Raw genomic sequence first — 22,585 nt, 5'->3', positions numbered from 1 at the left:
CGTTCATGCTGCCCCCGCAAGACAGATCGTATCGGATATGCTCCTGATAAAACCAACCTATGGGATTGCCTCCGAGTGCAATAACCGGCTAGTTTGACAGTTCTGTTGCCTGATAGAACCTGCCCTCCCGGCCAGTTTCCAGCCCCCCCTTCAGCCTTTCGTCATTTTCCCGCATGTCCCTTCCCCGACTAGCACTCCGCCATCCGTGGACCGTCATCGTCGCCGTCGTGGCGATCCTTCTTGGCGCCTGGCAGGCCAAGGAAAAGATGGCGCGAGATGTCTTCCCCACGCTGGGCATCCCCACCATCTACGTGGCGCAGCCCTATGGCGGCATGGACCCGCTGCAGATGGAGGGCTACCTGACCTACTACTACGAGTACCACTTCCTCTACATCGCGGGGATCGAGCACGTGGAGTCCAAGAACATCCAAGGTGCTTCGATCATGAAGCTGCAGTTTCATCCCGGCACGGACATGTCCGCCGCGCTCTCGGAAACCATCGCCTATGTGAACCGCGCGCGCTCCTTCATGCCGCCGGGCACTCCGGGCGCCTTCGTCACACGCTTTGATGCAGGCAGCGTCCCGGTGGGCAATCTCGTCTTCTCCACCGAGAACCCCGCGCGCACCGTGGGCCAGATGCAGGACGCCGCGCTGAACATGGTGCGTCCGCTCTTTGCCACGCTGCCCGGCGTCTCCGCCCCGCCACCCTTCGGCGGCAGCGCGCGCACCATCCTCATCAATGTGAAGCCCGACCGCCTGCGCGCATACGGTCTGTCTCCCGATGATGTGGTCGCAGCCATGACGGCGGCCAACACCATCAGCCCCAGCGGCAATCTCTCCCTGCCCAACAGCTTCCCCATCGTGCCCACAAACGCGGTGGTGAAGAACATCCAGGATCTCGCCGCCGTGCCGGTCAAGGTCACTGATCAGGGCGCGGTGTATGTGCGCGACCTCGGCGAAGTCAGCGACGGCAGCGACATGCTTTACAGCATCGCCATCGTGAACGGTAAGCGCACTGTGTACATGCCCGTGACCAAGCGCAGCGATGCCTCCACCCTCAGCGTCGTGGAGCTGGTGAAGCAGAATCTGCCCAAATTCAAAGCCGCCTGCCCCGAGGACATCAACGTGACCTTCGAGTTTGATCAGAGCCCCTGGATCATCCGTGCCATCCGCGACCTGGTCAAAGAAGGCATCCTCGGCGCAGCCCTCACCGGCCTCATGGTTCTCATCTTCCTGCGGGATCTGCGCAGCGCCTTCATCGTGGTGCTGAACATCCCCATCGCCATCGCCGCTGCCATGCTCGCGCTGTGGATCGGCGGCTACACCATCAATCTCATGACCCTCGGCGGCCTCGCACTTGCCGTCGGCATCTTGGTTGATGAGGCCACGGTGGAAATCGAAAACATCCACCGCCATCTCAAAATGGGCGGTGGTCGCTCGCTGGCGCGGCTGGTCTTGGACGCCTCGGAGGAAACCATCGGCCCGCGCTCGCTTTCCATGCTTTGCGTGCTGGCGGTGTTTGTGCCCAGCTTCTTCATGACCGGCGCGGCCAAGGCGCTCTTCCTGCCTCTGTCCCTCGCCGTGGGCTTCAGCATGATCGCCTCCTACCTGCTCTCCAGCACGCTGGTGCCCGTGCTGAACATCTGGTGGCATCGTGAGGCAACGAGCCGCAGCGAAACCGTCCCGGTGGCTCTGGCTGCCGCAAGCCGGAAGATCGCGCTGCTTTTCAAGCCCTCCATCGCCCTTCGCCACATCCTCGTGCCCGCTTATCTCGTCGGCGTGGTGTTTGCCATCAGCATCCTGCTGCCGTTCCTCGGCACGGAGATCTTTCCGCAGATCGATGCCGGGCAGCTCCAGCTCCGCCTGCGTGCGCCCACGGCCACGCGCCTCGAAACCACCGAACAGATCGCCCTGCGCACGCTCGCCATCGTCGGTGAAGAAACTGGCCCCGACAAAGTCGCCATCAGCATGGGCCTCGTGGGTGTGCATGCGCCGAACTATCCTGTGAATCTCATCCATCAGTGGAACAGCGGCCCCGAGGAAGCCATCCTGCAAATCCAGCTCAAGGAAGGCAGTGGCGTGGCCGTGGCGCCGCTGCGCGAGAAACTGCGCGCCCGCCTCGCCGCCGAGTTCCCGCAGGTGCAGTTCTCCTTTGAGCCTGCTGACATCGTCTCCCGTGTGATGGCACTCGGCTCTCCCACCCCCATCGAAGTGGCGGTGAGCGGCAAGGATTTCGCCGCCAGCCGTGCGCATGCCGAGCTGCTCAAGACCAAGCTCGCCGAACTCAAGGACCTGCGGGACGTGCAGTTCAGCCAGACGCTCGACTACCCCAGTGTCGATGTACACATCGACCGCGAGCGCGCCGGACTGCTCGGTGTGAAAATGAGCGATGCCACCCGCAGCCTCGTGGCCGCCACCACCAGCAGCCGCTTCACAGTGCCGAACTTCTGGGCAGATACCAAGACCGGCGTCAGCTACTCCCTGCAGGTGCAGGTGCCGCAGCCGCTGATGAAAAGCCTCGAAGACCTGCGCAATGTGCCCGTGACCGCGCAGAACCGTCCTCCGGTGCCGCTGCGAAACATCGCCAAAGTCACCGAAGGCAGCGTCATCGGCCAGTATGACCGCTACAACATGGCGCGATCTATTTCCATCACCGCCAATCTTCAGGGCCGCCCTCTCGGCAGCATCGCGAAAGAGGTGGAAAAAATCATCGTCGCCAATCCTGCACCCGCCGGAGTCAGCGTGGTGCTGCGCGGTCAGGTGCAGCCGCTGAAGGAGCTGCAGAGCGGCCTGCAAACCGGCCTCCTCATGGCCATCATCACCATCCTCCTGCTGCTCGTGGCCAGCTTCCAAAGCGTGCGCCTCGCCTTCATCGTGCTCACCACCATTCCAGCCGCTCTGCTCGGGGTGGTGCTCGCCCTCATGTTCACCGGCACCACGCTCAATCTGCAGAGCTTCATGGGAGCCATCATGTCCGTGGGTGTGGCTGTGGCGAATGCCATCCTGCTCGTCACCTTCGCGCACCGCGCGCAGCTTGGCGGCATGAGCAAGCGCGACGCCGCGCTGGAGGGCGCCACCTCACGCCTGCGCCCCATCCTCATGACCACTCTCGCTATGATCGCGGGCATGATCCCAATGGCTCTCGCGCGCTCCCAGACCAGCCCGCTCGCCGTCGCCACCATCGGCGGCCTCGCCCTCGCCACCGTGGCCACGCTGCTGGTGCTGCCTGCCGTTTACGCACTGCTCGCATCCAAGACTGCCAAACCCGCCTCACTGGAACCTCTCGAATCTTGAATCACCACATCAAGCTCCAGCCAGCCAACCGCATCTCATAACCTACCATGAGCAGCCATCCTGTCCGCCATATCCTCCTCAGCTTGCCGCTGCTCCCGCTCTTTCTTGGCGCATGCACTCAGCCACAGCCCGTCGAAGCCCGCCACCCAACGCGAGGTATCGTCGAATTTGACGCCCAAGGCATCAAACGTGTTATACTCCGTGCTGGCGAAGCCGCCGAGGCCACAGCCACGGTCAGCGAAGTCACAACCGCCACCCCAGTAATCAAAATTTCTGCCCGTCCCGCCGGCGGTGCCGCTGGCTACCACCCCGCAGATCCGCACTGGCGCGAGACACCCGCCGCAGCTTGGGGCATGGACTTCGCCGCCAGCCGCTTTGGTAACACCCTCGTCATCTCCACCAAGAACGAGATCAGCTACATCCACCACCAGTACCGGCTGAAGGACATCCACATTATTCTTCCCTCCAAATCCCTCCGCTTCATCCGCCACTCCCGCCAACTAAACGGCGACGGCGCTCCAGACCTCTCCCGCCCCTGATCCATTCGCCGCTCGGTGGAGTGACGACAACCCCTCTACTCTTTGTGCCCAGCCATCACCCATCTTGCGCCCCACCATCCAATCCCCCATGCGTCTCCTGATCTTCCTCATACTCCTCGCTTCCGCCGCATCCGGCCTCGACCTTCCTGCCGCGAAGCCTTCCACCGGCACCATCCACCGCTGGGTTTCCCTGCCCGCCACGCTTGCGCCTTGGCAGCAGGTGATGCTTCACGCCAAGGTCACAGGCTACATCTCCGCCATCAGCGTGGACAAAGGCGATGCCGTCAAATCCGGCCAGGTCATTGCACGGATCGAGGTGCCAGAACTCCAGGCCGATCTCGCCAAATCCAAGGCTGAAGTCAACGCCGCCAGCATCGAGGTAAAGCGCATGCACGAGGCCCGCGCCAAATCGCCCGATCTGGTGCTGCCGCAAACAGTCGATGAACTGGAGGCCAAGCTGGCCATCGCCAAGGCAGGCATGGAGCGCATCACCACACTGCTCGCCTTTGCCGAGATCAAAGCACCCTTTGATGGCATCGTCACCGCACGTCATGTGGACGCAGGAGCACTCGTCACCGCAAACACCAGCAAGATCGTGGAGATCGTCGATGCCAGCACGCTGCGTCTGCAGATCCCCGTCACCGAAATGGAGACCTCGCTCGTGGCTGTGGGCAAGCCCGTCAAAGCCCAGATCGACGCCAGCGGCCCCACGCCCGTGGAGGCCAGCATCTCCCGCATCGCCTACGCACTCGATCCCGCCACCCGCACCATGCTAGCCGAGGCCGACCTGAAAAACGCCGATCTCAAACTCCGCCCCGGCATGTACGCCATGGCCAAGATCGCCGTGGAGAAACACGACAAGGCCACCCTCATCCCCGTGGCCGGACTGGTGATGGAAAAGACCAATGCCTTCGTCTTCAAACACATCGACGGCAAAGCCATCAAGACCGCCGTAAAGCCAGGCTTCAACGACGGCACGAATGTGGAAATCCCCGACCTCAAAGCTGACGACGTGATCCTCCTGCCCGGCACCACGCTGGTGACGGACAAGCAGCCGGTCACGGTGAAATGACGAAACTCAAACTTCATTCCTCCCACGCCATGTTTTCAATTGTTCGTCATCTGGCCCTGGCCTTTTTTGCGGCCTCCACACTTCACGCCGCCGAACCCGCTCCCGCATTCGTCGATCTCCGCACCGTCATGCGTCTCGCAGGTGCCAACAACGACGAGATCCAGCTCGCGCGTGCTAAGCACGATGAGGCCTTGGCAGAGTCAAAGCAGGCCTGGCAGCGCTTCTGGCCAGCTCTCAGCATTGGTGCCGGATATCGTGAACATGAGGGCCGACTGCAGGACATTCTGGGCAATGTGTACAACGTGAACAAGCAGTCCTACAATGTGGGCACGGGCGTGGTGATCGATTGGTCGCCGGGAGACATCTACTACTCCGCACTCGCCGCCAAGCAGCGTGCTCTGGCCGCGCAACATCTCGCTGAGAAGGCACGGATCGACATCGTGACGCAGTCGGTGGAACGCTACTACGACCTGCTGGCCACTGAGGCCATGCTGACCATCATCGCCGAGGATCTGGTGATCACCGAAGACTACGGCAAGCAGCTCGAAGGAGCCGTCACCGCAGGCACCGCCTTCCGCGCCGACTTGCTGCGCGTGAAGTCCCAGGTCAGCCGTGCCAAGCTGGCCATCCGCCAGGGCCAGGAGCAGCGGGATCTCGCCATGGCCAAGCTCGCCGAAATCCTCCGTCTCACTCCCGATGCCACGTTGCGTCCGGCCAAGTCCGATCTCGTGCCCGTCAAAATGATGGCCGGTAAAGGCGTGGCCTCCATGATCTCGCAGGCACAGCAGAAGCGCCCGGAGGTGCAGGCTGCATCTGCCATTCACAGCTCCATGGATGCGGAGAAAGACCGCGCTCGTGTGGCGCCACTCATCCCCACCGTGCAGGCGGGCTACACTGCAGGCGGACTCGGTGGCGGCCCCAATGTGGGCAACCAGTGGGGCAACTTCGGCAGCCAGCAGGACTACTACCTTGGCCTCGGCTGGAAGATCGGCCCCGGTGGCTTGTTTGACCGCCAGCGGCAGAAGCTGGCAGACGCACGCGAGGAAAGCGCCGCACTGCAGACGAGCCAGGTCAAGGCAGCGATCGGCCGTGAAGTCGTCGAAGCCGCCACCCGCGTGCAGTCCTCCAACGATCAGATCAAGATCAATGACGAAGCCGTGGACGCCGCCGAAGAGATGACCAAGCTGGCCAAGGAGCGCCAGGCCAGCCAGGTGGGCGTGGTGCTGGAATACCTGCTCGCGCGCGAGGAGCTGACCCGTGCACGCCAGAGCCGCGTGCTGGCCGTGACTGAGTACAACAAGGCCCAGCATGCACTCAAGCGCGCTGTGGGGCAGTAAGTTCGGCAGCAGGCAAGAATGAAGCAGTGTATCAGTTGCAGCCATTCGTGACTGCGACAAACTCCCGCCCATGAGCCTGACCCCTGACCACATCCTGCAGACCGGCCTCGCCTTCTGGGCCTCCAAGACTCTTCTCAGCGCCGTGGAGATGGAGATCTTCACCGAACTGGCCAAGCACCCCGGCGATCTCGGCACGCTGCAGGGCCGCATGGGGCTGCACCCGCGTGGTGCTCGCGATTTCCTCGATGCGCTGGTGGCGCTGAAGTTTCTGCAACGTGGCGATGATGGCATCTACCGCAACACTCCGGAAACCGACCTCTTTCTGGACAAGGCCAAGCCCTCCTACATTGGCGGCATTTTGGAGATGGCAAACCACCGCCTCTATCCCTTCTGGGGCAGCCTGACTGAGGCAGTGCGCACCGGTGAATCTCAAAACGAATCCAAAGGCGGGCACGACCCCTTTGCCACCCTCTACGCAGACCCGGCAAAGCTGAAGGAATTCCTGCGCGCCATGTCTGGCGTGAGCCGCGGTGCCAACATGGCCATCGCACAGAAGTTCCCCTGGGCGAAATACCAGAGCTGCGCAGACATCGGCACCGCGCAGGGAGACCTCGTCACGCAGATCACTCTGGCAAATCCTCACCTTCAGGGCATCGGCTTTGATCTTCCTGAAGTCGCACCCATCTTTGAAGACTACATCGCCGCCAATGGTCTGGCTGAGCGAGTGAAGTTTGCCGGAGGCAGCTTCTTCACCGATGAACTGCCGCAGGCGGATGTGCTGCTCTTTGGCCACATCCTGCACGACTGGAATCTGGACACCAAGCTCATGCTGCTGAACAAAGCCTACGCCGCACTGCCCGTGGGCGGAGCTGTGGTGGTGTATGACTCCATCATCGACGACGCCCGCAAGGAGAACGCCTTCGGCCTGCTCATGAGCCTGAACATGCTCATCGAAACCCCAGGCGGCTTTGACTACACCGGAGCAGACTGCATCAGCTGGATGCAGGAGGCCGGTTTCACCAACTGCCGCGTGGAGCACCTCGTGGGCCCGGACTCGATGGTCATCGGCATCAAGTAAAGTGCCGCAGCTTTCTCAGTCGCCAGCAGCCCCTTTTTGCGCGGTGGTACAAACTCCCACGGCTGCAAAAAGCCTGACGGATTGTCCGGCCAGTAAGCGCCGTCCTCGATCCACTCGTAGAGAATATCCACCTCTGCTGCAGAGAGCATGGGGCTGGCCCCTGGGTGACTGCCGCCCTCTGCCACCGCAGTCAGCAGCCTGCTGGCATTGGGGTTTCCCGGGACCACAAAAGCTCTCCCATGCCTGCGCGGCGCATAAACCCCGCTGCGCTGCACCAGTGACAGTCCCGCAGGAGGATGACTGCCGCGATGGCACGCCAGACAGTGGGTTTCCAGCACGGGTTTGACGTACTGCATGAAGTACCCGTAACCCGCCACAGCTTCATAAGGGTGCTCCAGATCGGTCTTGTGAGCATAGGCGGCGAGACCTGCCAGGCTTAGGCAACAAAGGATAACAAGGCGTTTCATCGCGCAGTGCTAGCCTCACACATGGCATCTGTGACGCCAAATATGCAGCAGCAAAGCCCGATGCAAACAACCGGTGCTTTCAGCTCAATAGACCGGACCTTTGACCGCCCAGCGCTTGAGCACAAACCCAGGTCCCTTGGCGCGCCACTTGGCCACATGCGGCGTGGTGTAGTGCTGGTCAAAAGCAGCCTGATCCACGTAGCTCTCGCTCAGGGCAAAGAGATTGGACTGTTCATTGTCCCGGCTGACCTCAAAACGGATGCAGCCAGGCTCCAAGCGCGAAGCGGCGGCGTTTTCGAGGATGACTTCAAGAAATTCATCGATCTTCAGCGGATCGATCTCAAGGATGACAATAACGTTGACCATGACAGCAAGAGAGAGGCGATTTTTGCTGAACATGCAACCTGCGTTCTACGTATCATGCCCTTAACCTTTCCCACGCCATGAAACTTCGACTCGTCCTCCCTGCGCTTTTTGTTGCCCTGAGTCTTCAAGCCCAAGATGCCAAACCCGCCGCCGCTCCGGCTCCTGCAGCAGCAGCAACGCCATCCAAGACCGAAGCCACGCCTGCACCAGCCGCTGCTCCTGCCAAGCCAGCACCTGCGACGCCCGCGGCAAAGCCCGCCGCAGCACCAGCCAAACCCACGCCCCCTACCCCCGCTCCGGCCAAGCCAGCAGCGGCTCCTGAAAAGCCCGCGCCTGCACCAGCCAAACCGGCCGCTCCTCCCGCCAAACCTACCCCACCTGCAGCCCCGGCCGCCGCAGCCAAGCCCACACCACCGAAGCCGGTGGCCATTTTCCCAGACAAGGCCCTGGAGGCTGCCGTGCGGAAGCAAGTGTTTGCCAAGCGCGACAATCAGGAAGTGATCACTGCGGAAGATGTGGCGACGGTCTCGATCATCGAAGGCAAAAAGGCAGGCATCAAGGACCTGACTGGCCTCGAAAAGTGCAAATCCCTGGCATCCCTCACACTGCCGGAGAATCAGATCTCAAATCTCGCGCCGCTCAAAGGTCTGGAGCGCCTGCAGTTCCTGGATGTCTCCAACAACCAGATCAGCGACATCACGCCGCTCGCGGCCTGCAACGCGCTGCAATACATCGAGCTGACCGGCAACAAGGTGACGGACGTCTCCGCGCTCGGCGGCATTCAGTCGCTCACCTCCCTTTACCTCGCCAACAACCAGATCAAGGACGCCACGCCGCTCTTCAAGCTGCCCAAGGTGTGGACTCTCTATCTCGAAGGCAACCAGCTGACGAGCATCGCCGGCATCGGTGGCATGAAGTGGCTTTCCATGCTTTCCCTGAAAGGAAACGGGGTGAAGGACATCTCCCCCCTGGAACCGCTGACGGAACTGCAGTTCCTCTTTCTCGAAAACAACCAGATCACCGACCTCTCGCCGCTGCAGCGCATGTGGAAAAAAGACAACGACGGCCCGCGTGAGTGGGCGCCGTACTGCCAGATATTCATCGAGGGAAATGCCATCGACGAAGCCTCAAAGAAGCTTGTCGAGGAAATGAAAAAAGCCGGCGCGCGCATCACCCCCTGATCCCAGCCTCATGCAAAGTGCTTGCCGTCGCAGACCCGTGCGGCTTAGCATCCGGCATGAACATGCTCCTCCGATCTCTCGCCGTCGGCCTGTTGCTCTCCTCAGCACAGGCCGCGGATCCTCCGCGGCAGTGGACCTCTAGCGACGGGAAATCGAAGTTCATGGGCAACCTCGTCGAATTTTCCGACAAGGAGGTCAAAATACGCCGCAGCACCGACTTCAACCAGTACCGGCTGGCGCTGGACAAGCTCTCCAAGGAAGATCAGGACTACATCCGTGGCCTGCTTCGCGAGAAACGCCGGGATGCCGGGCTGAAGGAAGGAGCCTATGCAGAGAAGATCACCGGGCAGTTTGTGAAAGGCGTTTCCAAGCAGGGGCTGAACTACCAGATCTGGGGCACCCCCAAGCTGGACGGCACCCAGCGTTACCCGCTCGTCATCTGGCTGCATGGCTCCGGCCAGAGCGGCAGCGACAACGAGTCTCAGCTCGGAGGCGCACCAAAGATCTGGACCAACGAGGAGAACCAGTCCAAGCAGCCCTGCTTTCTGCTGGCTCCGCAATGCCCTTCTGCCGAAATCGGCTGGAAGAATCAGGTGGCGGACAATCTGCTCGCCCTCATTGCCGATCTCACTGATCACCTCCCCATTGACTCAGACCGCCTCTATCTCACAGGCTCTTCCATGGGCGGCTTTGGCACTTTTGGCATTGCGGCGAAATACCCGCAGGTCTTTGCCGCCTGCGTGCCGCTTTGTGGCGGTGGCGATGTCAAAAACGCCGAAATCCTCAAGCCCATACCCTTTTGGGTGTTCCATGGCGACAAGGACGACATGGTCCCCGTCGAACGCTCGCGCGCCATAGTGGAGGCTGTCAGGCAGGCGGGCGGCGAACGAATGAAATACACCGAACTCGCGGGAGCAGGGCACGGCATCACAGGCATCGTCTATCCACGTGCGGATCTGCATGAATGGTTGTTTCAGCAGAAAAAGCAGACGATGTCTCCCCCCTAGAATTTCTTTCTCTGAAACACGATGCTCCACCACCACCACTCCGCCACCTGCCAGCATCATGATGCAGACTCAGCGCGCGAACTGGCCGCCAAAATGATGGAGCGCGCACGTGAAGCCGGGCTGCGACGAACCAAAGCTTTGGAGAACGTTCTCTCCATCCTTGTCCACTCGCATCAGCCCCTGTCCCTTGCGGACATCGCAGAGTCCCCCGATCTCACCAGCGGGGCCGACAAGGCAACGGTTTACCGTGTACTGGTCAAACTCGAGGAACTCAGCCTCATACGTCGGCTGGGGCTGCATGACCGCAGCGCGTATTACACCCTCCTGCAGCCGGGGCGGCATGACGACTACCTCATCTGCACCCAATGCGGCCGCATTCAGCGTCTGGACATCGCCTGCCCGGTGGAAGCCTTGGAAAAGCAGATTGAAAAGGAATCCGGCTTCCAGAAGCTCTATCACGAGCTGGAGTTCTACGGCCTGTGCCCGCAGTGTGCTGCGAAGGCCTGACACATTCCCTCAGCAGGACAAAGGCTCTTTTCCAGCGAGCCACCTGCAGAAATAAAAAAACCCGCGCCAGCAGCAAGCCAGCGCGGGTTAAAGATGAGTTACCGCCCTGTTTAAGGCGACGTAGCCGCTGTAGAAATGGTGTTGGTCACGTTGGAGGTGATCGACCCGTTACCACCAGGTGAAGGAGAGCTGCCACCTGCCAGATTGCCATCTCCGCTGGTGCCCTGCGTGCTGGTCTGGCTGTTGTTGCCTCCTGAACCAGTGTTGGTTGCGTCAACATTGGTGGTGGTATTGCCGTTGGAGTCTTGCGTGGACTGGTTCACCGTGGTCGTTGTATTGCCGCTGGAGTCCTTGGTCTCAGTGATCGTCGTGGTCGTCGTGTTTCCGTTACCATCAGTCGTTTTGGAGGAACTGGTGGTCACCACGGTGCCATCAGACTGCGTTGTCACCGTCACGGTCGAGGTGCCAGTTGTTGTGGAAGAGCTTATCGGCTGGACGTTTCCAGGATTGAGGGGATCCACGCCTGGAGGGTAGGTCGCCGTTGTGACCACAGTGGTGTCTCCGCTCTGTGCGCTGCCCTGTGCCACCATCTGGCCGGCATTTTCAGGTGTTACGTCGCTGGTGGCAGCACCGGCTCCGTGAGCGTCTCCCACAGTCACAGTCACGACCGTTTTGGTGCCGTCAGCGTTGGTCACAACCACCGTGTTCGTGGTGACAATGTTGATGATGTTACCTTCAGCCGATCCTGTGCACTGGAAGTCCGGCGGGTTGAACTCAGGCTCCCAGCGCAGCGCAAGGTAGCGGGTTTTGACAGCTTTGGCGGGTTTGGCTTTCAGCGAGCCTGTGCCCCGGGTGTCTTCGGCCACAGCCACGGGTGAAATGTTGCCAAAATCGCTCGGGTCAAAGGCCATGCGTCCACGCCAGTCTTCTTTTTCCGGAAGGTTGTCGAAGGCAAACACTTCAAAGCGCACCGGACGGGGAGAGTGGACCGAGGCAAACTCATTCAAAATACGCAGCTGACCGAAGTCATAGATGATGGTGCGGTATTTTTCATCAGACTCAGGGAAGGCAAACTTGTTGTAGGTGATGGCGGTGTCGAGACCGTTGGCCGGCTTGGGCGCGGCATAAACGACACGCGCACCGCCCAGGCCGTTGATAAGGTCCGCCGGCTTGCCACCCTTGCCATCAGCGGACTGCTTCACGGCATACCCTTTGTCTGTGGCTGCGCCAAAGAACTGCAGGAAGCGGATCATCCCGCCTTTGGAGAGCGCCAGCTCAAGCTTGACGTATTTCGCCTGCATCCCGGCAAATTTGAACTCCACCGTGCGGTCGGCGGCCGAAAAGACTTTCTCCTCAAGAACAGCCCAGCCGTTCTTGTCTGCGCTAGCAGAAAGAACCGCACGGCCTTCGATGCCATCATTCACGAAGGAGGATGAGGAAATCAGCACCGGCTTGCCCAGATTGACGAGCACAAAGCTTTTCCCGGCTGAAACCGTGGAAGACGATGTGATGTCACTGGAAAGAATCGAATCGACGTGACCAAAGCCCGACGAACTGTCGAGAGAGGCGTTGCTGGCAGGACCGCTGATCGTGTTAACAGGCTTTTCTTTGATGATGGGAATTCGCGACCATTTGGCCTGGATAGAACCGGCAGCCAGCAGACTGCCGAGAATGACGATGGTGGGGGCGAGCTTCATGATCAGAGGATGGAAAATTGAACGTCGATTCCGAGGATTTAAAGCCATAGAAAATCAGCGTTCGTTCTTTAATTATTGAGTCAACTCACAGTTACACCACAAAGGCCACCCGGTGTAAACATTTTTTCTGTGTCAGGAGCGATGAAATAGAGCTTGATTAGTTGTATATTCCATATATTCTATAACAATGAAATGTCCGCGCTGCCAAGCTAGCGTTCGCGCCGAGCAGAACTCCTGTTCGGCCTGCGGTTTTTCCGCGACATTGCTGCATAGTTACCTTGGAAATCAATGGGTTAGGCTAGAGCGCATCACCGATGCGGCCCACTGCCTTCGACTTGAGGACACCCGGCATCTCGAAATCATTTTGGATGATTTCGAACGCAGTTTTCCACAAGCGTTTTTTGCCATTTACTTAGGCTCTTTGCCCAGCAACTTGAACGTGGCAGAACTCGGCTTCTGGCTGCTGAACCAAGGAGCTTTTAACACTCACTCGGTCAGCCGTCGCAACGATTTTGGCACCGTGCTTGTGGTGGATCCCTCAGCTCAGACTGCAAGCATCACCCTCGGATATGCTATCGAGCAGTTTTTCAGCACCAAAATCATCGGTCGCATGATGCAAACCATCGGCGACCATCTGCGCAAAGGCGCTTTCAGCCTGGCCATTGAAGCCTCCTGCAGCCGCATAGGCGAAGTGCTCCGCAAGCACGCCCGTTACATGCAGTGGCAGCCCGATGCCACGGTTTCGGCTGACACCATAGCCGACATCGGCCTCCAGCCCCTGCGTAGCGGGCACCGGTCAGCCACTCGGCCGATAGGTGAATTCCCCAATTCTAAAGCATGATCACGCCCACCTCAAAATCAACGGCGGGCGCGCTTTTGCTAGGCTCAAGGCCTATTCTCATCTTGCTGTTTCTATGCGCCTTAGGCTCAGGCGATGCATCTGCAGAGGTTTCACAGACCGGAGAACAGAATGAGGAAAAGATCTTGCCGCTACCACGCTGGAGTGAGCAAGACCTAAGGAAATTCCGCAGCAATCTTCCAGGCGTTGGCAGCCCAGGGGCTCCCCCCCAAAGCGGTGAAGCCGTCTCAGACATCAACGACCTTATCAACACGCCTCTGGCCAGCGGCCCGCGGCTCGATCACTTCTTTAGCAAAAAAGAAAGCGGCATCTCCCCCCGCCTCCAGGTGGAAGACATGCGGCTTTTCCTGCCCGAGGCGATCCTCAGCCAGCAGCGGCAGAGCCAGCCCAGCCGGGGGCAGCTGCCCACTCCCTTGGCTTCGCTCAAGGATGTCACCCCCGAGTTTCTTTCTGCATGCGAAAAGAGCCTGCCCAAGGAGTACCTCATTGATCCGGATCAGCTCATCCCTGAAATCCAGAACCATGACATGATGCGCCTGCTCGGATTCCATGCCCAGGATGCACGCATCAAGCTGCACGTTGTGATCACAGGGCGTGACCAGAAGCTACCGGAGGGGGCCGAAGTGGACAAATTCGCTTCTGGAAGCTTGCTCAATTCAGATGCCTGCCTGGTAATCTATCCCCTGGGGGAACCTTGGCGGACCCGTTTGTTTGTCAGCAGGTCCATACACAATCAGATCTCCAGTGAGTTTCTCACCGAAACAATCCAGGCATGTCTGCAAGAGGCGCTGCAGACGAGTGATGAGCACGACCAGTTGAGACGTTACACCATTCATCTTTCGACCCGGCTGTTCTGGCTGCAGAAAGCTCTGGGCACTGAAGCTGCAGACAAGCCGGGCACCGGGCCGGCACTGGCCGAGTTCAGCCCTCAGTCAAAAGAGCCGGCAGCCCCCGCTCCTGTTAGCATCGCCACCGTCATGCTATGGCTCTCGGCAGGATTGCTGCTCTTAGGACTCGGCATCTTCACCAAACGCCAGATTCTTCACCGTCTGCATCTCAAGAGACAGCGCCGCGTCTGGATGCTCGCAGAACCTGAAACAGTCCCTCGACTGGGTGGCGCGTTTACAGGCGGCGGAGGCGGAATGATACGCTACTCCTAAATTTCAGCGCCGCCCAAGTTCCAAGAACTCAGAGAGTTTTCCAACTTCAATTTGTCAAAACCAATCCTTGAATGATAATTAGTGAAATTGACCATAATAAAGTGATGTGATGAATCAGGACACGATCCAGTTCCAATGCGGTTTCTGCCGCACGAACCTGACTGTCCCTGCGCAAATGGCAGGCGTCACTGGTCCGTGTCCAAGCTGCGGTCAGACAATCACATCACCCGCACCGGCGGTCGCTGAAGTTCCGGTGCAACAGTGGTCACCACCTCCAGCCCCTGCACCAGCCTGGCCTCCAGCTCCCCAATCTCCAATCATGGGAGAGATGCAGGGCATGGGAATGCCCCAGCCGGGTCTGAATACCGGTCTGCCGCCCAAGCGCGCCCCAGGTCAGCCCCCTCTCAGCAGCACGCTCGGCGCTCCTGCCAGCCAGATGCCTTGGTCGTCTCCGCAAGGAGCAGCACCCATGTCTTCTCCGGATGGCGCATCGGGACTTCAAGGGACGGGCCTCCCCAATCAGTCGCGCTTCATTCCCGGCTCGCCAGCTCTGCCAAACATGGGTGGCTCGGGCTCCATGCCCGGAGCGCTAAACAGCCTGCAAGGAACCTCTCTCCTAGGCAGAGATGTGTCCCCTGCCCCATCTTCTCCAGTCACACAGCCTCTGCATCCTGTAGGGTTGCCACCGCTCAATCTGGGCGTCCCCCCTGGAAACGACGCCTCACCTGCTGCGCACGTGGCAGCGGTGCCGCCTGGACGCAGCATCTCCAGCCTGAGGGCGCCACGTGGGACCAATTTCATCAGGCTTGCCTTCGCAGCCATCTTTCTCCTCGGGTTCCTTGGACTTGTCGGCTTTCTTTTGAAGGATTACCTGCCGGATTTGATCCCAGGCCTCATCAGCCATGATGCGGCCGAAGAAGCCTCCAAGGACGATTCTGGCATTTCTGACAGGCCCTTCATCAGCTCCAATCCGAGCAGCCCTGCCAAGCTTGCAGGCGGCAACGCAGCACCTGAAAAGCCTTCGGCCCCCTCTCCAGCAGCACCAGAAGCCCGGGACAAGACGGCCCCCATCACTGTCGGATTTGATCCTCAGGAACCGGCCCCCTCCAAAGTGGAGTCGGCCACCCCTGCCCAGCAGGTTGCAGTCCCTCAGCCAGCCACACCGCCCACGGCAACGAGCACCGCTCCCATGCCCCCCACAGCCCCTGCGGCAGGCCCGCTGTTGGAAGTGCCTGCAAAGCCAGTCATGAATGGTGGGACGGCAGGGGCTCCGGCAGCGTCCCCATCCAGCCTGTCACAGTCTCACACCATCGAGGAGGAGGGCATCACTGCCGAGTCACGCCCGGCAGCCGAGGCGCTTAAAAAATTCCTCCTCTCTAAATCACTCGAAGAACGGCTCAAGCACACCTTGGGTGCTGATCTGATGAAGCCCCACATGGAGCGCTACTACGCACATGCGCCAGACGGCCCCATCCTGGTGGACCGCATTCAGTTTGTCCGTATGGACCCCAACCCCGAGCTGGGTTCCGGCAAGCACTGCATCTTCAGCCTGGAAAACAAAACATGGGAGTTTTCCGTCCCTGTCATGCTCGAAGAGAAAGAAGACGGGTTCAAAGTGGACTGGGTCGCCTTTGTGGAATTCAAAGACCGCATGCTGGAAAAATTCTTCCAGGCCTACATGCCAGGCAAAGCATGCTTCCACGTCGGCATCATCCGCCGTCATTTCTTTGAGGACGGCGTGCCCAACCTGGACCGCAAAGATGCCTTCCGCGTCATGCCCGCCCCTCCCAACTCCTTCGAGGCATCCGTGTTTATTGACAAGGATTCTGCGCTTGCCGAGGAACTGCGCACCCGGCTGCCCTGGGAAACCCACGTATGGGCGGTGGTGGAGCTGGAATGGAAAAAGCTGGGCTCACAGCAGTGGGTGGAACTCAGCGCCGTGCCTCAGATGCACTGGTATTCGCTGCCCATGGCGCCCAAAGCCAGCGCGCCTGCCCCAAAAACGGCACAGGCAGAAGAATTCCCACCGGGCATTTCCAAAAACGGAAGCCGCGGTAGATCAGGTGCCCCTTCTTCAAACAACAACATGCCACCTCCTGGCATCCGCAAATCTTCGCCAGATCTGCCTGACACGATCAAGCGTCCCGTCATTCCCGGGGGCCGCTGAAAGATGACTTCCGGAGCAAGAGATCGGAGCCCTTAGCTGACTTCCAGCTTGCCCGTGCTGTCTCCCACCTTTTCAGCAGGCACACCCAGGCGGTCCAGCATGGAGAGGTACAGGTTCGTCATCGGTGTCTCGCCTGGCAGCAGCACACGCTTGCCCGGCGTCAGGGTTCCTCCCGCACGCCCGGCCAGCAGGATCGGCAGGTTGTCGTGATTATGACGGTTGCCGTCACCAATGCCGCCGCCAAACACGATCATCGAGTTGTCCAAAAGCGTGCTGTCCCCCTCCTTGATCGATTTCATCTTGTCGAGGAAGTAGCCGAACTGCCGCAGGTAGAACTGGTCGATCTTGGCGATCTTGGCCAGTTTTTGCGGGTCGCTCTGGTGATGCGAAAGCGAATGATGCGCGTCCGGCACACCGAGCTCGGGAAAGCTGCGGTTGCTGCCATCATGCGCGAGCATGAAGGTCGAAAGCCGCGTCGTGTCGGTCTGGAAGGCCAGCACCATCAGGTCAAACATGATGTGGATGTGCTCTTCGTAGGAATCCGGAATACCTTCAGGGATTTTCACATCCGGCATCTGCGAAGAGAACTTCTCTGCGCGCTCAATGCGCAGTTCAATGTCGCGCACCGAAGAGAAGTATTCGTCGAGCTTGCGCCGGTCGCCGGCGTTCACCTTGCCCTGCAGGCTCTTGGCTTCGTCCAAAACCGTGTCGAGAATGCTTTTCTGCATCCGCTTGGCCCGCGCGGCCTCCGGCCCTTTGCCAGCCGTGGCACCCAGGCCAAACATGCGCTCAAACACAAGCCGGGGGTCCATTTCAGGAGCCATCGGCATGGTCTCATTCTTCCATGCCAGGTTAAACTGGTAGGCGCAGGAGTAGCCGGAGTCACACTTGCCCGAGCTGCGCTGCCCATCCGTGCTCAGTTCCAGAGAGGGCAGCCGGGTAAGATGGCCGATCTTTTGTGCTGCGATCTGATCCACAGAAATGCCCAGATGAATGTCTGCGCCTGCCGTCTTTTTGGGCATGCAGCCGGTGAGGAAAGTCGCCGTCGCCCGCGCGTGATCACCGCCGCCATTGCCATGGCTGCGGGCAAAGTCCTGCATCAGGCCGGAGACCACCATAAAGTCATCGCGATGCTTCTCGATCTGCTTCAAAGAAGGCGAGAGTTCATAGCTGGTCCCTTCCCCCGTCGGCATCCACTGCTCCACGTTCACCCCGTTGGGAATGTACATCCATGCGGCACGAATTGGCTTGGCCGCTGGCTTCGTCGCAGCAAAGGCGCGTGCTCCAAACGATTCCAGAAACGGCAGCGAGATCATCGTTCCCAGCCCCCGCAAAATCTGGCGGCGGCTGAGCGAGTGGGCGGCGAGGGAGGTTTCACGGAACTCGTTCATGATATTGAGGGGATATACATTGTGACTACGCCAGCCAGGGCAAGAAACTTTCGTGCCAGACTGCACCTTCCGGACTTTGGCACGCCAAGAAAATTAGTTGAAATTGCGGAACGCCAAGGCCCGATTAAGCTTCCCCCCCGCAAAATATCCCCCTACAAAAAAATGAAGATCCATCATCTCCTTCTCCTCTCCATCGCCACCTTCGGACTCTCCAGCCTCGCCCAGGATGCCGGCGTCGCCACCATCGAGCTCAAGCCGGACGCCAAAAATCCGCTGGGGTACGACAAGACCGAACTCAGCGTCACTGCAGGACAGAAGGTGAAGCTCACGCTCAACAACACTGGCAGCATCGCCCCCCAGCCGCACAACTTTCTTCTGCTCAAGCCCGGCAAGCTCGACGCCGTTGGCCAGCTTGCCAACGCCATGCTGGCAGACCCCCAGGGCATGGCCAAAAGCTACATCCCTGAGGCAGCCAAGGCAGACATCGTCATCAACACCAAGCTCGTCCAGCCGAACCAGAGCGAGACGATCGAATTCACCGCGCCAGCAGAGCCGGGTGACTACCCCTACATGTGCACCTTCCCTGGCCACTGGCTCCTCATGCGTGGCGTGATGCACGTCACCAAGTAGTATGCAATCTCTCCACCCCACCACCTCATGAAGCACCTCCTCATCCCCGCGCTCATCGCCTTGCTTTCGCTCACTTCCGCCGTCCGTGGCGAAGAGGGCAAGCTCGAAGTCAACGGCCTTGCCTTCAAGTTTGCCACCCCATGGGCTGAAATCCAGAGCACCGGCATGTTCCGCGCAGGGACGCTCTCGGCCAAAGTCGAAGGTGCCGAAAAGCCCGTTGAAGCTGTGTTTTACAGCTTTCCCGGCCCTGGTGGCGGTGGCGACATTGAAGCCAATGTGAAACGCTGGCTGGGCCAGTTTCAGGGCACTCCTGAATCAAAGCGTGAAGAGCTTGCCGCCGGAGACAAAAAGATCACCCTGGTGACCGCCACCGGCACTTACAACGACGGGCCTCCCATGGGTGCGAAGACCCCGCGTGAGAACTACACGCTCATCGCCGCCATTGTTCCCGCCGGGGAGTCCAACATCTTTGTGAAGCTCACGGGCCCCAAGGATGCCATCTCCAAGCTGGCTGAAGACTTCAAAAAGATCGTCCTCAGCCCCTTCGCCAAGTAAACCGGCCGGTTGCAGTCAGCGTTCTCCTTCAGAGCGGGTGGTTCTCCACCCGCTTTTTTTATTTTCGAGACCGGCCTGGAGCTACGCACCGGGCAGATTTGAAATAGCTTTGCCAGGAAAACAAAACGGAGTTGGCACGGGCCATGCTTGAGATGGGATTGGAGCTAAATTCCACATCCTGACTTATGCTGAAACTCAACCACACTCGAACCTGGCGCAGCATGGCAATTGCTGCGGTAGTTGCCCTCACCACACTCGCATTCAACCCCGGCGAAGCCCGAGGTCAGACTGCTGAACCGGCACCTGCTGCCGCCCCAGCCCCGGCCGCCGCTCCAGCAGCGGCTCCGGCTCCCGCAGCTGCTGCTGAGCCTGCCGCCCCCACCCTTGAGCAACGTGTTTTCGACCTCGAAAAGTACGTGACCAACGGGCAGGCTGGCAAAGATGGTGACACAACGTGGAAGTCCAATATCGCAGGCCCTGGCCCCGGCCACAATGCCTGGCAGATGACCAGCACCGCACTGGTCATTTTCATGACCCTCCCCGGCCTCTTCCTGTTCTACGGCGGCCTGGTCCGCAAAAAGAACGTCCTCTCCGTCATTGCCCAGTGCATGGGCATCGCCGGTCTGGTCACCATTCTCTGGTGGGCCTGTGGTTACAGCCTCTCCTTCGGTGCTGGCAATGCCTTCATCGGTGACTTCTCCATGAAAATGCTCGAAGGCGTGTCTCCCTACGCCTCCGGTGCAGGCTACTGGTGGATCTCTGACGCCATGTGGGCCATGTTCCAGCTGAGCTTCGCCATCATCACCCCCGCTCTCATCATCGGCGCCATCGCCGAGCGCATGAAGTTCATCGCAGTGCTGGTTTTCGTGACCCTCTGGATGTTCGCCGTTTACTTCCCCTTCGCCCACATGGTGTGGAGCACGACTGGTTTCATGTGCGGCCCGCTTAACCCGGGCGCAACGATCAAGGCCATCGACTTCGCAGGCGGCACGGTCGTTCACATGACCTCTGGCTGGAGCGCCTTGGTGCTCTGCCTTCTGCTTGGCAGACGCAAAGGTTTTGGCAAGGAGCCGATGGCTCCGCACAGCATGGTTCTTTGCGCAGTCGGCACCGGCATGCTCTGGGTCGGCTGGTATGGCTTCAATGCGGGTTCCGCCCTGGGTGCTGATGGCATCGCTTCAAACGCGTTCATGACCACCACACTCGCCGCCGCCACCGCTGGCTTTGTCTGGGCCGTCACTGAGTGGATCCTCAAAGGCAAGCCTTCCGTCCTCGGCTTCTGCTCCGGCATCGTGGCTGGCTTGGTGGTGATCACCCCTGCCGCAGGCTTCGTCACAGCCAACTCCGCCATGATCATGGGTGTGGCTGCTGGCATCGTCCCCTTCCTTGCTGTCGCCTACCTGAAGAACCTTCTCGGTTACGACGACGCTCTGGACACCTTCGGTGTGCATGGCGTTGGCGGAACGATGGGTGCCATCCTCACGGGTGTGTTTGCTGATGAGAAAGCCAACTCCGTTGTCGCCGGCCTCAAGGACGGCCTCCTGATGAACCAGCTGAAAGCCGCTGGCCTGACGATCGCCTGGAGCATCGCCGCCACGCTGGTCATCACCATCATCGTCAAGATCGTTGTCGGTCTTCGTCCTGAGCCTGAAGTGGAAAGCCTGGGCCTTGACCTCGCCGAACACGGTGAGTCTGGCTACGAGCACTAATTCAGCAGGCTGGTAAAACCCCTGTTAACTCCAAAACCGGGCTGAGAAATCAGCCCGGTTTTTTTGTGCCTGCGCAGTCCTGCCTTGCCTCGCCACCCCCGGCTTTTTCTCACCATAGCAGCAGCATCGCCACACACATCACGCCATTGTTCAACGCGTGTGCCGTCATGGGCGCTATCAGGCTCCGCCGCCACAGGCGCAGCAGAGAAAAGGAGCCCGCCAGCATCATGATTGCCGGCACCCCTGCCCAGCCCTGCGGATGGATCACAGCAAAGACAAAGGCACTCAGCACTACCCCCATCAGCCAGCGCAGCCATGCGGACAACGCGGGAAACAGCAGCCCCCGGAACATGATTTCCTCTGAGACCGGAGCCCACACCACAGCCAGCAAAATAGCGCCTAGCCTCATCCACCCGCTGCCGGCAAAGGCATCCACAATCGGGTGAGTGGGAAACTCCCCCGTGAGTTTCATGATCCACGAGGCAGCGACCATTCCCAGGACCAGCATGGGCAGCGAAGCCAGCCAGCCCAGCACTCCCGCGCCCATCTCCCGCCACAGCCCATGTCCGCGGTGCAGCCCCAGCGCTTCACGCCACTGAGAGCGCTGCATGCCACGCCAAAGCGGCCACATCATGCCCACGGCCAGGGCGACCACTGCAGGCCCGTAAGCCGCCCAGCCTGGCAGCGGCATCGAAAACCGGCGCAGCAGCCACGCAGGAAACAAAAACAGCGCCAAAAAAATCGCAAACCCCTCCAGCAGGACACCGCCCTCCGCCTGGCTGCGCATGGCCAGCGTCACACTGAGTTTGCCGTCACGCCAGCGCACAAAAGCCAGCAGCAGCACCCCCATTCCTCCCACCACCGCCACAAGCCCGACAAAGCTGGCACACATCAGAAACACAGCCGTCTTCAGCCCTGCCTGCGCCACGTTTTTCATGGCCACGCCGTCTCCTGCTGCCTGCGCGCGCGCCAGATCAGCCAGCCAGCCATGCCTTCCATGCAGTTTTTCCCACGCCTCGTCCGCCACCTTTCCGCGCAGCGCCCTGAGCTGGCGCAGCGTCCTCACATCCTCCCGCAACCCCTCGTTCCTGGCAGCCAGCGCATCCAGAGCGGCTTCGTCAGGCCAGGCATCTCCAAGCCAGCCTTCCAAAATAACCCGTCGCAGCTCATCCTCAGACGAGCGGCAGAGCTTTTTCACTTCAACAAGCATGGCCTGCGATGCCCCGGCAGAAGCCCCCGCCCCGGCAGATCTCCCGCCATTCCCGGAGAGTTGCAGCAGTTCTTTCACGCCCACCGCATAGCGTGCCATCAGCTCCAGAACGCGGTTCGGGCGCACCTCTTCTCCGCCCCCAGCCCTGTGGGCAGACTGCATGCGCACCACAAACACCACGCATGCGATGATCGCACACAAAGCCAGCACCGCCCCCGGCTTCGGGTGGCTCACGGTGGGCTCAGGCTTCGATCCAGGCTGTGGTGGAGGCTCAGGGTAGGAATTCATAAATTCCCGCAATCAAACAGCTCCCGAACGGCAAAGGCACGCACAATTCGGTCGCCTCGACACGTTCATTGT

At 60.1% G+C, this 22,585-nt stretch carries 19 protein-coding genes; 14 read left to right on the top strand and 5 right to left on the bottom strand.

From position 1 onward, the window contains the following. The first annotated feature begins 173 nt into the window (after positions 1-173). The 5 genes from ACZ5WW_RS21860 to ACZ5WW_RS21840 all read left to right on the top strand — a co-directional run bounded on the left by ACZ5WW_RS21860 (position 174) and on the right by ACZ5WW_RS21840 (position 7,319). Positions 174-3,293, top strand: coding sequence for an efflux RND transporter permease subunit (locus ACZ5WW_RS21860; RefSeq protein ID WP_377162865.1), 3,120 nt, complete (start codon positions 174-176; stop codon positions 3,291-3,293). Between the two features lie 47 nt (positions 3,294-3,340). Next, the gene (locus ACZ5WW_RS21855; protein ID WP_377162863.1) at positions 3,341-3,832 is read left to right on the top strand and encodes a hypothetical protein; all 492 of its coding nucleotides are present in this window, start codon (positions 3,341-3,343) and stop codon (positions 3,830-3,832) included. Positions 3,833-3,920: 88 nt separating this feature from the next. After that, positions 3,921-4,904: an efflux RND transporter periplasmic adaptor subunit gene (locus tag ACZ5WW_RS21850; RefSeq protein WP_377162861.1), complete on the top strand. Its 984-nt coding sequence runs from the start codon at positions 3,921-3,923 to the stop codon at positions 4,902-4,904. A gap of 29 nt (positions 4,905-4,933) precedes the next feature. Beyond that, the gene (locus tag ACZ5WW_RS21845; protein WP_377162859.1) at positions 4,934-6,241 is read left to right on the top strand and encodes a TolC family protein; all 1,308 of its coding nucleotides are present in this window, start codon (positions 4,934-4,936) and stop codon (positions 6,239-6,241) included. Between the two features lie 70 nt (positions 6,242-6,311). After that, positions 6,312-7,319, top strand: coding sequence for a methyltransferase (locus ACZ5WW_RS21840; protein ID WP_377162857.1), 1,008 nt, complete (start codon positions 6,312-6,314; stop codon positions 7,317-7,319). Here ACZ5WW_RS21840 and ACZ5WW_RS21835 read toward each other — a convergent pair. Further along, positions 7,214-7,786, bottom strand: a complete 573-nt coding sequence (locus tag ACZ5WW_RS21835) for a c-type cytochrome domain-containing protein (RefSeq protein WP_377162855.1) — start codon at positions 7,784-7,786, stop codon at positions 7,214-7,216. The genes ACZ5WW_RS21840 and ACZ5WW_RS21835 overlap by 106 nt on opposite strands. A gap of 84 nt (positions 7,787-7,870) precedes the next feature. After that, entirely contained in the window at positions 7,871-8,152 is a 282-nt protein-coding gene (locus ACZ5WW_RS21830; protein WP_377162853.1) for a putative quinol monooxygenase, read from the bottom strand. A gap of 77 nt (positions 8,153-8,229) precedes the next feature. Here ACZ5WW_RS21830 and ACZ5WW_RS21825 point away from each other — a divergent pair, with 77 nt between their 5' ends. The 3 genes from ACZ5WW_RS21825 to ACZ5WW_RS21815 are packed head-to-tail and all read left to right on the top strand — an operon-like array spanning position 8,230 to position 10,847. Continuing rightward, positions 8,230-9,333 (top strand): leucine-rich repeat domain-containing protein, encoded by a 1,104-nt coding sequence (locus ACZ5WW_RS21825; RefSeq protein WP_377162851.1) that lies wholly within the window; start codon positions 8,230-8,232, stop codon positions 9,331-9,333. Positions 9,334-9,389: 56 nt separating this feature from the next. Beyond that, entirely contained in the window at positions 9,390-10,340 is a 951-nt protein-coding gene (locus ACZ5WW_RS21820; protein WP_464694187.1) for a carboxylesterase family protein, read from the top strand. Positions 10,341-10,361: 21 nt separating this feature from the next. Continuing rightward, a complete protein-coding gene (locus tag ACZ5WW_RS21815; RefSeq protein ID WP_377162847.1) occupies positions 10,362-10,847 on the top strand; it encodes a Fur family transcriptional regulator in 486 nt (161 codons plus the stop codon). A 110-nt stretch (positions 10,848-10,957) separates the two neighbouring features. Here the strand turns inward: ACZ5WW_RS21815 and ACZ5WW_RS21810 are convergent, their stop codons facing one another. After that, on the bottom strand, positions 10,958-12,544 hold the full coding sequence (locus ACZ5WW_RS21810) for a hypothetical protein (RefSeq protein ID WP_377162845.1): 1,587 nt from the start codon (positions 12,542-12,544) through the stop codon (positions 10,958-10,960). A gap of 187 nt (positions 12,545-12,731) precedes the next feature. Between ACZ5WW_RS21810 and ACZ5WW_RS21805 the strand changes: the two genes are divergently transcribed. The 3 genes from ACZ5WW_RS21805 (at position 12,732) to ACZ5WW_RS21795 (ending at position 16,730) form a co-directional block, all read left to right on the top strand. After that, positions 12,732-13,385, top strand: coding sequence for a TPM domain-containing protein (locus ACZ5WW_RS21805; protein ID WP_377162843.1), 654 nt, complete (start codon positions 12,732-12,734; stop codon positions 13,383-13,385). 431 nt (positions 13,386-13,816) lie between these two features. Further along, complete coding sequence (locus ACZ5WW_RS21800; RefSeq protein ID WP_377162841.1) at positions 13,817-14,563, top strand: hypothetical protein; 747 nt, start codon at positions 13,817-13,819, stop codon at positions 14,561-14,563. 679 nt (positions 14,564-15,242) lie between these two features. Then, a complete protein-coding gene (locus ACZ5WW_RS21795; RefSeq protein WP_377162839.1) occupies positions 15,243-16,730 on the top strand; it encodes a hypothetical protein in 1,488 nt (495 codons plus the stop codon). A 32-nt stretch (positions 16,731-16,762) separates the two neighbouring features. Here the strand turns inward: ACZ5WW_RS21795 and ACZ5WW_RS21790 are convergent, their stop codons facing one another. Further along, on the bottom strand, positions 16,763-18,121 hold the full coding sequence (locus tag ACZ5WW_RS21790) for a DUF1552 domain-containing protein (protein WP_377162837.1): 1,359 nt from the start codon (positions 18,119-18,121) through the stop codon (positions 16,763-16,765). 162 nt (positions 18,122-18,283) lie between these two features. Between ACZ5WW_RS21790 and ACZ5WW_RS21785 the strand changes: the two genes are divergently transcribed. From ACZ5WW_RS21785 to ACZ5WW_RS21775, 3 genes are all read left to right on the top strand, one after another. Beyond that, complete coding sequence (locus ACZ5WW_RS21785) at positions 18,284-18,751, top strand: plastocyanin/azurin family copper-binding protein (RefSeq protein WP_377162835.1); 468 nt, start codon at positions 18,284-18,286, stop codon at positions 18,749-18,751. A 27-nt stretch (positions 18,752-18,778) separates the two neighbouring features. Further along, positions 18,779-19,306, top strand: a complete 528-nt coding sequence (locus tag ACZ5WW_RS21780; protein WP_377162833.1) for a hypothetical protein — start codon at positions 18,779-18,781, stop codon at positions 19,304-19,306. A gap of 185 nt (positions 19,307-19,491) precedes the next feature. Beyond that, on the top strand, positions 19,492-21,015 hold the full coding sequence (locus ACZ5WW_RS21775) for an ammonium transporter (RefSeq protein ID WP_377162831.1): 1,524 nt from the start codon (positions 19,492-19,494) through the stop codon (positions 21,013-21,015). Between the two features lie 109 nt (positions 21,016-21,124). Here the strand turns inward: ACZ5WW_RS21775 and ACZ5WW_RS21770 are convergent, their stop codons facing one another. Continuing rightward, positions 21,125-22,513, bottom strand: a complete 1,389-nt coding sequence (locus ACZ5WW_RS21770; RefSeq protein WP_377162829.1) for a CPBP family intramembrane glutamic endopeptidase — start codon at positions 22,511-22,513, stop codon at positions 21,125-21,127. Positions 22,514-22,585: the final 72 nt, after the last annotated feature.

The sequence above is a fragment of the Prosthecobacter fluviatilis genome (assembly GCF_055388355.1).
Note: the sequence above shows the minus strand (reverse complement) of the source record. Positions and strands in the feature narration are given on the sequence as shown.

What these genes read in the sequence shown, in the direction of transcription:
- ACZ5WW_RS21770 (WP_377162829.1), bottom strand. Translation starts at nt 22,513, where the DNA reads ATGAATTCCTACCCTGAGCCTCCACCACAGCCTGGATCGAAGCCTGAG.
- ACZ5WW_RS21835 (WP_377162855.1), bottom strand. Translation starts at nt 7,786, where the DNA reads ATGAAACGCCTTGTTATCCTTTGTTGCCTAAGCCTGGCAGGTCTCGCC.
- ACZ5WW_RS21815 (WP_377162847.1), top strand. Translation starts at nt 10,362, where the DNA reads ATGCTCCACCACCACCACTCCGCCACCTGCCAGCATCATGATGCAGAC.
- ACZ5WW_RS21790 (WP_377162837.1), bottom strand. Translation starts at nt 18,121, where the DNA reads ATGAACGAGTTCCGTGAAACCTCCCTCGCCGCCCACTCGCTCAGCCGC.
- ACZ5WW_RS21840 (WP_377162857.1), top strand. Translation starts at nt 6,312, where the DNA reads ATGAGCCTGACCCCTGACCACATCCTGCAGACCGGCCTCGCCTTCTGG.
- ACZ5WW_RS21785 (WP_377162835.1), top strand. Translation starts at nt 18,284, where the DNA reads ATGAAGATCCATCATCTCCTTCTCCTCTCCATCGCCACCTTCGGACTC.
- ACZ5WW_RS21810 (WP_377162845.1), bottom strand. Translation starts at nt 12,544, where the DNA reads ATGAAGCTCGCCCCCACCATCGTCATTCTCGGCAGTCTGCTGGCTGCC.
- ACZ5WW_RS21850 (WP_377162861.1), top strand. Translation starts at nt 3,921, where the DNA reads ATGCGTCTCCTGATCTTCCTCATACTCCTCGCTTCCGCCGCATCCGGC.
- ACZ5WW_RS21830 (WP_377162853.1), bottom strand. Translation starts at nt 8,152, where the DNA reads ATGGTCAACGTTATTGTCATCCTTGAGATCGATCCGCTGAAGATCGAT.
- ACZ5WW_RS21845 (WP_377162859.1), top strand. Translation starts at nt 4,934, where the DNA reads ATGTTTTCAATTGTTCGTCATCTGGCCCTGGCCTTTTTTGCGGCCTCC.
- ACZ5WW_RS21775 (WP_377162831.1), top strand. Translation starts at nt 19,492, where the DNA reads ATGCTGAAACTCAACCACACTCGAACCTGGCGCAGCATGGCAATTGCT.
- ACZ5WW_RS21860 (WP_377162865.1), top strand. Translation starts at nt 174, where the DNA reads ATGTCCCTTCCCCGACTAGCACTCCGCCATCCGTGGACCGTCATCGTC.
- ACZ5WW_RS21805 (WP_377162843.1), top strand. Translation starts at nt 12,732, where the DNA reads ATGAAATGTCCGCGCTGCCAAGCTAGCGTTCGCGCCGAGCAGAACTCC.
- ACZ5WW_RS21825 (WP_377162851.1), top strand. Translation starts at nt 8,230, where the DNA reads ATGAAACTTCGACTCGTCCTCCCTGCGCTTTTTGTTGCCCTGAGTCTT.
- ACZ5WW_RS21820 (WP_464694187.1), top strand. Translation starts at nt 9,390, where the DNA reads ATGAACATGCTCCTCCGATCTCTCGCCGTCGGCCTGTTGCTCTCCTCA.
- ACZ5WW_RS21855 (WP_377162863.1), top strand. Translation starts at nt 3,341, where the DNA reads ATGAGCAGCCATCCTGTCCGCCATATCCTCCTCAGCTTGCCGCTGCTC.
- ACZ5WW_RS21780 (WP_377162833.1), top strand. Translation starts at nt 18,779, where the DNA reads ATGAAGCACCTCCTCATCCCCGCGCTCATCGCCTTGCTTTCGCTCACT.